At 53.6% G+C, this 10,924-nt stretch carries 10 protein-coding genes and 1 tRNA gene; 7 read left to right on the plus strand and 4 right to left on the minus strand.

Translation table 11 applies throughout. The annotated features are described in order from the left end of the window. Positions 1-427 precede the first annotated feature (427 nt). Positions 428-1,435, minus strand: coding sequence for a diiron oxygenase (locus OOZ53_RS07700; protein ID WP_271088839.1), 1,008 nt, complete (start codon positions 1,433-1,435; stop codon positions 428-430). 199 nt (positions 1,436-1,634) lie between these two features. Between OOZ53_RS07700 and OOZ53_RS07705 the strand changes: the two genes are divergently transcribed. Genes OOZ53_RS07705 through OOZ53_RS07715 form a run of 3 tightly spaced genes read left to right on the plus strand, consistent with a single transcriptional unit; the run spans position 1,635 to position 6,177 of the window. Beyond that, the gene (locus OOZ53_RS07705; protein WP_271088840.1) at positions 1,635-3,692 is read left to right on the plus strand and encodes a class I tRNA ligase family protein; all 2,058 of its coding nucleotides are present in this window, start codon (positions 1,635-1,637) and stop codon (positions 3,690-3,692) included. Continuing rightward, the gene (locus OOZ53_RS07710; protein WP_271088841.1) at positions 3,689-4,591 is read left to right on the plus strand and encodes an O-methyltransferase; all 903 of its coding nucleotides are present in this window, start codon (positions 3,689-3,691) and stop codon (positions 4,589-4,591) included. The genes OOZ53_RS07705 and OOZ53_RS07710 overlap by 4 nt, the downstream gene beginning before the upstream one ends. Next, on the plus strand, positions 4,588-6,177 hold the full coding sequence (locus tag OOZ53_RS07715; RefSeq protein WP_271088842.1) for a hypothetical protein: 1,590 nt from the start codon (positions 4,588-4,590) through the stop codon (positions 6,175-6,177). The genes OOZ53_RS07710 and OOZ53_RS07715 overlap by 4 nt, the downstream gene beginning before the upstream one ends. Before the next feature lie 45 nt (positions 6,178-6,222). Here OOZ53_RS07715 and OOZ53_RS07720 read toward each other — a convergent pair whose 3' ends face one another. Next, on the minus strand, positions 6,223-6,918 hold the full coding sequence (locus tag OOZ53_RS07720) for a class I SAM-dependent methyltransferase (RefSeq protein ID WP_271088843.1): 696 nt from the start codon (positions 6,916-6,918) through the stop codon (positions 6,223-6,225). A gap of 7 nt (positions 6,919-6,925) precedes the next feature. After that, positions 6,926-8,104: an aminotransferase class V-fold PLP-dependent enzyme gene (locus OOZ53_RS07725; RefSeq protein ID WP_271088844.1), complete on the minus strand. Its 1,179-nt coding sequence runs from the start codon at positions 8,102-8,104 to the stop codon at positions 6,926-6,928. 92 nt (positions 8,105-8,196) lie between these two features. On the opposite strand from OOZ53_RS07725, the gene OOZ53_RS07730 reads away from it, so the two are divergent. Continuing rightward, on the plus strand, positions 8,197-8,688 hold the full coding sequence (locus OOZ53_RS07730; protein ID WP_271088845.1) for a gamma-glutamylcyclotransferase family protein: 492 nt from the start codon (positions 8,197-8,199) through the stop codon (positions 8,686-8,688). Further along, a tRNA-Pro gene (locus OOZ53_RS07735) sits at positions 8,674-8,860 on the plus strand. Before OOZ53_RS07730 ends, OOZ53_RS07735 begins: the two co-directional genes overlap by 15 nt. A gap of 58 nt (positions 8,861-8,918) precedes the next feature. On the opposite strand, the gene OOZ53_RS07740 is transcribed toward OOZ53_RS07735, so the two are convergent. Further along, positions 8,919-9,332, minus strand: coding sequence for a hypothetical protein (locus OOZ53_RS07740; protein WP_271088846.1), 414 nt, complete (start codon positions 9,330-9,332; stop codon positions 8,919-8,921). An 88-nt stretch (positions 9,333-9,420) separates the two neighbouring features. On the opposite strand from OOZ53_RS07740, the gene OOZ53_RS07745 reads away from it, so the two are divergent. Continuing rightward, on the plus strand, positions 9,421-9,570 hold the full coding sequence (locus tag OOZ53_RS07745; RefSeq protein WP_271088847.1) for a hypothetical protein: 150 nt from the start codon (positions 9,421-9,423) through the stop codon (positions 9,568-9,570). A 189-nt stretch (positions 9,571-9,759) separates the two neighbouring features. Then, entirely contained in the window at positions 9,760-10,923 is a 1,164-nt protein-coding gene (locus OOZ53_RS07750; protein ID WP_271089187.1) for a radical SAM/SPASM domain-containing protein, read from the plus strand. Position 10,924: the final 1 nt, after the last annotated feature.

Raw genomic sequence — 10,924 nt, forward strand, 5'->3', positions numbered from 1 at the left:
ATCTTGGTACCTCGGTGGCAACGCCAGCCCTGGTGTGTAGCTGAGCGAAGTCCCGCTCCGAGTCCATACTACTTACGGCTGCGAGATGCTTGGATGTCTGGGGCCCGCGTCGCAAAGCGGTCATTGAAGGTTCTGTTTTTGGCCCGTTGGCATGTAGGTGGTGCGCCATTTGCCAAAGTGGGGCTGAAAAGTCTGCCATTTGCGCTCGGTTTCAGCGACAAAGACGATATCGTTGATCGCGAGCGGGTACTAAATCCACACAGTGTTTCGTTGAGCGGGCAAATGAGAATGAAGGTAAGCGTGTGGCCCTGCTGTTATTATATTCACAACAGATACTTAGCCGAAATCGCTACTCAGTGGCTGTGTTGATAGGCCCCAAAGCGCTTTCGCAGGCGTCGGGCTCTTAGCCGCCCACCTGATCAGAAGATCATGCAGCCAAACCGCCTGTCTGGCGAAACAGCCGCCAAGCTTCGTTTGTCTGTGTGCTGGTCAGCTCTTCTATCAGCAGAACAAGATCACTGGAACAGGTTTGGGCAAACTGGTCGATTACCTTAGCCTCATAGGTTTCCCGGATCACGATCTGTGCATCATCCAGCGACAAGCCAAATGCATGAAGCTCGGAGGCCATTGCTTGATAATCCGGTGCGACGAAGGCATGGACGAACCTGGGGATAAGCAAAAGGCAGAACGCCTGATCAGAGGGCCTCAGCACCGGCCACAGACCGCGCAAAAGGCCAAGAAAGAACTTTTGATGTGCCGCTTCATCCTTGGCGTGCTGCGCAAGCGTCTTACGCACAGCCACGGGTAAGTTGCGATCCTGACGGATATCAGTCAGCGAGTTTGTAATCAGCGTCTCTGACACGATCACAAAGAAAAGGCGGATCAGCCGCCGTTCTTCTTCGCTCTTAGCCGCACTCAGATGCCCTCGTAGCTCCCGCAGGAAACGTGGCGCTTTGGGCAAGATCGCCTCAACCTGCAACAATTGCTGCGCCTGTTGAAGCAAATCTACTGACATCAGCGCGTGAAAAGCCTCATCCACATAGATCTTATGGGCCGCCAAGATCGCCAGATCGTCTAGCGGCATCGGCATGTGGCCAAAGGCGATATCCTTAACCACATCATTGACCACCGCCATCTCAAGCTTGGCGGTGAAATCCAAATAGCGAAACAAGTGGTTGTTTAACAGCCCGCAAATGTGCTCACCATCTAGTTGACGCACGCGTGGATGCTTAAGCACAGGAGCCAGTTTCTGCGGGAATAGATGGTCTCCAATGTCATCTTCGTTCAGCATGTAGCGCGGCGCATTGCGCACGGCCGCCCTACGGTGCCAATCAAAAAGTGCGTCCGGACCGTCGATCAGACTGCAGGCTCCGCGCCCGCCCTGGCACAGTTCTGCCAGTTCGCAGCCAGCAAAAAAACCGGTGACACCACACATTGTTAATAATCCTCAAAGAACACCGCGTACGGCGATGTCAACAAAACTTGAAACGAACTTCTAGTTGATCATATCATAAACCAACAACCAGCTTGGCTCCATATCATGTGCGGCTTTTATATTTGCTCCGGTCTGCGCATATTCTTGAGCCAGCTCTTCTGTTTGCTTTGGCTCGAAATAACAATTCAGCCTAAGTTCATTGTATTACCGTATTTTTATGAAGGTGGGATTATTGGATCGCTGGGCATATGAACTGCATTGGCAACAGGCCTGGGAGGAAGCAGGCGTTCACCGCACGCAGCGACGGGCCGGCCGCAAATCATGGTTTGTGGTGGAGCTGCCCCCCTATGCAAACGGTCGCCTGCACATTGGCCATGTCCGAAACTACACCATTGGTGACGCAGTGGCGCGCTATCGGCGTAAGTTAGGCTATGATGTACTTTACACCACCGGATTCGACGCTTTCGGCCTGCCAATTGAAACAGCAGCACGAGCTGCCAACAAGCCACCGTATGATCTGGTCGACGAAAACATGGTGACCATGTCCGCCATGTTCCGGCGTCTTGGATACAGCCACGACCGCTCGCTGACCATCAGCGACCATGAGCCGCCCTATTTCCGTTGGGTGCAATGGGTGTTTCTAAAGTTCTATGAGGCGGGACTGATTTATCGAGCGCGCGGCCCTGTTAATTGGTGCAACGATTGTCATACCACCCTAGCCGAGAACCTTGTAGAAAGCGGATGCTGCTGGCGCTGCAAAACTCCGGTAGAAACCCGAATCATGGATCGCTGGTTTATTCGTGAAGTTGAACTTGCACAAATGGTGGAAGACCGTCCAGAGCCGAACGGCTGGCCCAAGACGATTCTGAAGATTCACAAAGACTGGGTTGGTGCACGCCCGGGCTACGAGGCCGTATTTGAACTTTTCGAGGCTGGAGCAATAATGCCCTCTACTCAATCCAATGTGTACGCGTCCAAACCGGAAGAGTTTCTCTCCGCACGTGCCGTCCGTTTGCCAAAAGGTGATGAAGCCTTGCTCCACATCAACTGTTTTGACGGGTTGATGGCGCGCTCGCTCTGCGGCAAGATTAAACTGCCGGTCGAGATTGACACTGACGTGCGGCGCGATCAGCGGGGTGCCACGCTGCTGGTTACCGACGACAAGCTGACGCCTACTGGCGGTCATCCTGCTGAACTACCTGACAATCTTAAAAAGACCTTGCGCACCCGCCTGCGCGACTGGGATATCGCGCGGCCTCGTGCCTGGGGTACGCCGGTTCCTATGGTAATCTGCGAAAGCTGCGGCGTTATTCCTGTGCCAGAGCATGAGCTTCCGATAACACTTCCTGATCGATTTGATGCCACAGCGTCCAACCCATTGACTGAGATCGCTGCATTTCGCGATGTTCCGTGCCCGGCCTGCGGCGAGCCTGCCCAGCGCGAGACCGACACGCTGGAAGCCTATTCCAGCCCTTGGTGGTACTATCTGATCGCCAGCCGACCCGAGGCTGAAAATATTTTCCGATCTCAGGGCGTAGAAGACTGGATGCCTGTCAATACGATGATTGGTGGCGTGGATCAGGCGCGGACCTGTTTTTTCCATTTGCGTACGACAACTGTCGGGTTAAACATGATCGGTGCAACGGATGAGACCGACCCAGTTAGCGCACTAGTCGCCGTCGGCATGGTCAAGCGCGACAATGTGAAAATGAGCAAGAGTGCAGGCAACGGTACTGATCCGGCTGAACTGCTGGATCGTTTTGGAGCGGATGCCTTGCGGATTGCGGTGCTTTGGGGCGCTGCCCCAGAGCAAGAGCTGCATTGGAGCGACGATGTAATCCTCAAAGCGGTCTCGCTTCTTAAGGCAGTGCGTAGGTATTGCGGCGCTTATGCTGACACATTCGAAAGCGGCAAACCGGCACCTGTGCCTCGAACACGTCGGGCGCGCCGTGCCCTAAACTGGATTGAGGCAACAGAACGCAAGGTGAAAAGCTGCATGGAGACTAACGCTTTTCATTTCGCGATCACCCAGATCGCTCGGCTAATAACCAGTTTAGAAAAAGCAGGTAGTGGGCAGGTGGACAACAACGACCTCGCTCCGATTCTGAGCTACGGCGCCGAAAGAATTCTGCATCTGCTCTCACCATATGCACCGCATCTGGCAGAGGAACTTTGGGCGGCTGGTGGCGGATCCGGTTTGATTGCGGCAATGCCACTGTGCCAAGAAGCACAAGATGAGTTGACGGACAACGCGTGACGGATGGTTTGCTGACCCCCATTGAAGGGCCTGTCTTTGATATCGCCCGCCCGGTCTTGGAGCGGTTGCCAGCCTACGCAAGGCGCAACGCCGGGGCGCTGAGCAATTCACAATGGGCTCGGGTTGTTGATCAGGCTAGACCGGCGATTGTGAGGGCTGGGTTTCCCCCGCATGAAATCCCGTTTCTAAAGCGCATTCCCGCAAATCCTGAACGTTTGATCACAAACATCCTTGCCGATCTGGCCCGCCAGGGTTTAGTTGCTGGACCTGACGCTGCCCCAACCTCAGGCCACATGCCAGGCTTTAATCACGGCGGGCGAACCACGTTCATCTACCCCGAAGAAGGTGCTTTGCTCGAGCGTCTTGTCGCATCGCTGGGGCCGCGTCGTACCATATTTCTGGGCTCTTATTACGGCTATTGGGCCAGTTTCGCTGTACCGAATATCGTCGCGGGAGTCGGGCGCGCAATATTGGTTGATCCTGACCCTGCAGTGGCTAGGATCGCGCAAGCGAATTTCAGCGCCCAACCCGAAGTAGAGGTAGTGTGCGATACCGCCGAGCGATATCTCTCGCAATGCGCTGATACATTCGATCTTGTAGTGCTCGATGCTGAACTGCCCCGCGATCACCCGGACCCGGCGTTGCGCGGTAAAGGGCTGTATTGCCGCTTGTTGCAGGCTGTCTTGCCGCACTTGAGGACCGGCGCAGTGTTGGTAGCCCATAACATTCTGTTCAATGATCAAACCGGTGATCCCTTTTTTGACGAGGTGATTGCTCGTAATCGCACAGAGCTTAGCGCTTTCATGGAACTTGCAAAGAATGCCTTTGGTTTTGTCGAGTATCAAACGACCGAGGGTGTGGGGATCGGCCAACTGCGCTCAAAGGCGTCATCTGCATGAGCCTGTCCGACAAACACCCTTTGTTTGTCTATGGTAGTGGGCCCGACCCGCTTGTCATAATCGCGGGAGGGCTGATCTTTGATACTGGAGAGGCAGAGCGGACGTTTTTTTACCGCTGTCAGGATCGTTTTTTGACCTATGCAGCACTTCTAGGTTGGCAGACTCTGTTTTTTGCAGCAAGTGAAGATCACGTGGCCCGCTACCAAAAACTGATCCGAGACCTGGCAGCGCGCTTTGCCGAGATCTCTGAGGCAACCGGTCTCTTTGGCATGAAAACGATCAAAGAGCCACTATTCGTTCTACTCGATGTGGAAACACTTGCTGTGCGGCCCAGCCAGCGATTGACTGCACGGCTGTCAGAGGCAGCTCTTGCGCGTTCAGTCTCGCATGGTGTGGCGCTGAACCAGATCTCACCCAGCTATGCACGTTTTCTGGCAAGCTTGGATGTAATGTTCAGCACCCTTGGTATTGCGACGAATTGGCCTCTGGCTCAAGCGCAAACCGATGCCGAGCAGGCCATGCGCCTGCAAGACAAGGCTGCTTATACGGAGATGGTCCGTCAGGCCAAACTTGCTGAAGCGCGCCACCTACCTACCGCCATCATAAACGAGGCGGACCTTCGTGGCGTACCAGATTGGCTGGCGCTTACCGCTATTTTCAAGGCGCAGACTTCGACCCCGGCCACCTCAGGCTTGTTCTTGAAAACGAACCGCAATACTAGTGGCAATGTCTCAGCTCGCTTTGACTCAGCGGGTTTTTCTGATAGCAAAGATGCGCTTTTAGCTGCGCTTTCCAGGGACGCCGCCATCGATCGCGAAACCTTGAAGCAAAAGGCCGCCGAACTGGCAGCCGAGGTCGCAGCGAATCCTGCGCTTTGCGATCATGCTTTCGCGCCCGATGTTTTGGCCGAGTTAGTGAAAGAACAGGCTTTGATGCGCCGCGACCTAGCCTTTTTGCTGCAACCGGATCTGCACCGCGGGCCAGAAAAAAGCCGACCCATTGGTCTGGGCGTCAGCTATATGATCACTGATACCGGCGCCCAGCGTTTCGGACTGAACGCTCAAATGTATACCGACGCAGCCCGGATGCATTTTCTTGGACCCTATTTTGGGCCAGAGGTGGAAAGCTTTTGTGATGCCGGGATGCTTGCTGATTGTGCAGCCCTTGCCGATCACATTGCCCGTTCTGGCTACCGGGGGCCGATCAATTTTGATCTGATACTCGATAGGGCGGGCTGCTATCGGTTCGTACATGATTGCAACCCCCGCCTGACCGGTATCTTTCCGACACTGGCGGTGAAATGGGGGATCGTGGGTGATGATGAGGTATCTGTGATGTCATCGGGCTACCGCGGAGAGGTGGTTTTGCCCAGCCTTGCCCCCAAACTGACAACACTTCAGGCGGCAGGGTTACTTTTGACCCGCGCACAGTCCAGAGGTGTTGTGCTGCTGCCTAATCTCTCGGCACCGCAGGGTTATGATCTTCATGTTGTAGGCTATCCTTTGGAAGAGGCCCTTGCCCTGCTGGCACCGGGTGGAGCGATTACCACAGCGTTGGGTCAAGCGGTGATGCGACTCAAACTGTAAGCTGTTGCAAAGCATCGGGCTTGCGTGATCTAGTGAACTTTTCTGTCAGGCAGTCGAACTTGTCTGGCCTTCACGGTCGCCTTTTACCCCCGGTAGGCGGACGTTATAGACCGCACATTCATGCTCCGCCGTAAAGCGGGCGTGCGGCACAAGCCAATCAAGTTCTTCTTCAAGGTCCTTGATATGCGCGGTATTGTTGAAAAGCACCCATGCCTGTCTTGGTCGCTGCGCAATAGAGACTCTTATGTTTGCCATCGTTTGGCGCAGTCGCGAGCCCTTGCAGGGATTGTAAAGATAAAACACTGAAACGGATTGCGGCATTTCGATCGTTGCGGCATCGCCTTGCATGAGCTTTATTGGGGCATCGCCTTTGACACAGCGGGCGAGATTGTTCCCCGCAATCGCGTTCAAGCTTTCCGAGATTTCAACCCCCTGCACCTCGCGAAATCCCATCTCATGCGCCAGCATCAATATGCGCCCCATGCCAGAACCGATATCCATAAAACTTTCCTGCGCAGGCGTTATGTTGGCAGTTTTGATCAATCGGGCAAATGTAGCGGCCTCAGTTGGAAAATAATCGTGGCACTCGCGCCAATCGGTAATCAGCGTCTCGATTCGCACCAGCTTGGTTGTGTGCACCCCTTGCCTGAGGTCAAAAAGTTTGCCTCTTAGGGTCTGCAGCCCCGTGCAGATAGAGCTAATAAGCCCTCTTCGGAGATACACGTCCCAAAGCCGTCCCATCGCAATCTCACTGCGCCGTGGCTCGGCTATGCGCATGCTTGACCTGACGTTCCAAAGCATCAAGCAAGCGTTCAATGTCCGACCAGTCATTGTATGCCTGGACCGAGATCCTCACCCTTGGATTATTGGCGAAATAATCGACCGAAACATCAATACCATCCTCATGGCGCAGGCGGTGTAGCAGGTCGTTAGCGTCAGTTCCGGCGGGGAGCGGCGCACAGGTAATTTGTCCATGCCATTCGGGGCTGTCGGGATGATAGGGCTCGGTGCCGAACATCTTGCACACTTCTTGGCGCGCGGCCATCGCCATATCGCGACAGGCCTGCCGGATGCCGGGCCAATCACGCGCAGACCAAAAATCAAGCGCGGCCGGTACTGACAAAAAGGACGAGATATCACGGCTGCCCTGCCATTCATGAAACTCCACAAAACGCGAGGGCCCTGGCACTTTCGGTTCCCAGCCCCAGCTGACTACCAGCGGGTCAAGATAACATTGCATTTGTGGGCGCGCATAAAGAAAAGCGCAGCCCTTGGGCGCACATACCCATTTGTGAAGTATACCAACATAGAAATCAGCATCTATGTCTTCTAGATCAAGCTCCAGCTGTCCTGGAACATGGCTCCCGTCGACAATGGTCATGATGCCGCGGGATTTCGCAAAATTGCAGATTTGCTTGACCGGGAACACGATTGAGCTCGGCGAAGAGAGATGCGATATCAGGATCGCCCGTGTATTATCGGTCACAGACGAAAGGAAACAGTCGAGCATATCCTCTTGCGTTGTAAGTGGCACAGGGATCGGGCAATGCACCAGCTTGAATCCCGACTTCTCGGCGCTGAACCGGAACAATCTGTCGATCCCGCCGTGCTCATGATCCGTTGTCAAAAGCTCATCGCCCGGCCCAAGCTTCAGACTGTTGGCGACAATATTCAACCCCACGGTTCCATTGGTTACGTAGACCAGATTGTCACGCGCGGTTCCCAGAAAGTCCGCCAGAATCTGCCGCGAATAGGCCAGCCGTTCTGTGCCGTGACGTGACAGGAAATCCACCGGCTCCGCTTCCAGCAAGCGCTGCCATCTCAAATGTTCTTCAAAGACAGCCCGCGGCGTTGCGCCATAAGCACCGTGGTTCAAGTAGGTAATTGTGGGATCCAGAAGAAACTCCTCAGCAAGACCAATAGCCAAAATAATCCCCGGAAATAGAGTTTGTCATAGATATTTTGCCCGTTACTTTACCAGGGGTTGTATGATTCGTCCAAATATTCGATCCTGTTGTTATGAAGACGTATTATTTTGCTTACGGGTCCAATATGGACCAAGTTGAATTTTACCGCCGGCTCAATAGAGATCGGGAAAGGGAATTTCTGCGCTGGTCTGGTGTTCTGCCTGACTTCACTTTGCGATTTGCGAAACGTTCTTCGTTGAACCCGCGGGTCGGTTATGCCACCGTGGATGCCGAAGCGGGGCAGCAGGTCGAGGGTGTTGTCTATGAGGTCAGTGTAGCAGAGCTTGCCACCCTCGACCGGATCGAGCTTGTGCCTGACCACTATATCCGGCTGCCGCAGACCGTTGTGATCTCCGCCATCGGCAAATCAGTGCTGGCAGAATGCTATTTCGCCACACCCGCCTGGCGCGAAAGCGGGCTACTGCCAACGCAGGCCTATATTGCACGCATGCAGAATGCCGGCGCCCTGATTTCTGATGAATACGCCCGGGCGCTGGCCGCCCACGCCACAATAGAACAGGAGGAAAATGCACCTGTAGCTTAAACTGGCTAATTGCGATACCAGAAGGTTGTAATGGCTCTTCCGGAGGTCGGCTTGCTTAACCAGGGCATCGGCAGACCGAGCGAAAGCTGAACCTTCAATTGGATGGTCATCTGCAAAAAGCACCGGCTTTGGGAGCTGGGAAATGCGGGTTCGAGTCCCGTCGGGTGCGCCAATTTTTTCACGACAAGACTGAAAGGAGGTGATATTTTTGGCAACCGATAAAGAGGTACTTATGAAGGTACATGAAATCCTGGCTTCGGCGAGTACACCACTTGCGGCGTCCGCTGCACCACTGGCTGAAAGCGCTGTTCCACTGGCTGGCGTGCCAGCGGATGGCAAACTGTCAGGTTCGGTACCAGTATCCGCAGTGCCAGTTGCTCCAGCAGCAAAGGCATTGAGTGACCATGCTGCTCCAATTGCAAGTTGGTCGGCTCCAATTGCGAAAGCCGTTCCAGCGATGTAGCGCTGGTCACAGCCTGTATAACGATCTTTGATCGTATGACGTGATGCCCTGGAAAATGATGCCCTGGGCACGAGGAAGATGAATAGAACTCTTCCTCGTGCTTTCCTTTGTGTTTTAGCAAGTTTAAATTAAGCCCTTCAATAACGACATAATTGCTTGTTTTGCCTGATATTTCTCCCAATATTGTCGGCGGGTTTGACCAAGACTTTACTCTCGTGCTAAGTTTATTTAGGCGCTAGGATCTATTTATAGTTGTCGAGGGAACAACCATGAAAGAGAAAACATTGTCTGCAAAAGAAATGGAAGCTCTTGAAGAAGCCATTCGCGAAGTGAAAGAGGCTCAGGGAGCTGTTCAGTTGGCATTGTTAGACGAAAAACTCGCGCGGATCTCGAAGCTATTGGGCGTCGTTCAAGTCTAGCTATAAAGCAGATCGGATCAGCACAATCCGAATCCGGGTTTCGTTGAACCTTTCAAAATCGGCCCAAATCCGTTCTCCATTTTGACGGGCTAAACCGGTCGGCAGCGGTTTAGCGTTCCTTAACTGCTATCTTTCGAGACAAGATTGAAAAAGCAGCAGTTTTAAGATTCTGAAATCTGCGTGATTGAGATGCATGATATTTCTAGACTTCCGCATCTAGTTGCCGGACGCGAGCGTCTCGAAAATCTTTGGGCGGCTGGTACAGATTATTCCACCGATATTGTAGAGGCGGCGCGTGTGCAAAACGCGATGCTCCATCTTGACCTGGATCTCACGGGTGAATGCAAGCTGAATTGTTTTTACTGTGATCGCACCCCGGATCGTTTTAATGACGTGCCCAACCGGATTGAGATTACAACTCACGAAAGGTGTGAGCTCGTTTCACAAGCGAGAGCGCTCGGTGCAACTACTGTCGAGTTTCCCGGCGCGGGTGAGCCAATGATCGACCCTGGCTTTTGGGATATTGTGGAGTTTGTCCACAACCTCGGCATGACAACCGTTCTTTTCACCAGCGGCTATCATCTTAACGAAAATGCCGTAGACCGGCTCTTCAATTTGGGTACCACCGTCTTTTTGAAACAGAACTCAATGTCTAGCGCGGTGCAGGACAAGATGGTGGGGGTAAGGGGCTATGGCATCAAGGCGCAGCGGGCCTTGAAACTGCTGATGGAGCGTGGATTCAACAAGACCATTCCGACTCGGCTTGCTGTGGATATGGTCGTGACACCTCAGTTCAATGAATCTGCCGATTTCGCCGAAGTGGTAGAGATGCACCGTTGGTGCCGCGAGAATAATATCCACAATTACATCGTCACTTTGATTCCGGAAGGGCGAGCGGATAAGCAAGCGATGTTGCTTGAGCGCGAGCGCACTAATCGAATGATTCAAGCGGTTCAGAAAGTTGATGAGCAAGAGTTCGGACTGACCTATGAACCGTCTCGACCGATGGCAGGAGGCTACCGCTGCCGGCAGGTCAATGTGGGTTTATTTGTGAACCTTTTTGGTGAGGTTTACGATTGCAATGGTCTGGGTCGATTTCTAGGACATATTCGGCGCGACAGTCTGGAGACGATCTGGAATTCGAAGTTCTCGCGCCATGTACGCGCGCCGGTGCAGGACGGGTTCTGCTTGCTGAGAGAGCGGGTCTGGGATGACGGCGACGCGCTTTCTGGGCTTGAGCGCAAGGTCCAACTTTACCGGCTCTATAAAGCCACAAAGGGTGATGATCCTGTCGTTACTGGCGGTCTAGAGTTCGCCATGAATCCGAAACCTAAACCCGAAGATGGGACATAGA

This window comes from Allohoeflea poritis (assembly GCF_027889715.1).
In the GTDB taxonomy this organism is placed as follows: domain Bacteria; phylum Pseudomonadota; class Alphaproteobacteria; order Rhizobiales; family Rhizobiaceae; genus Hoeflea_A; species Hoeflea_A poritis.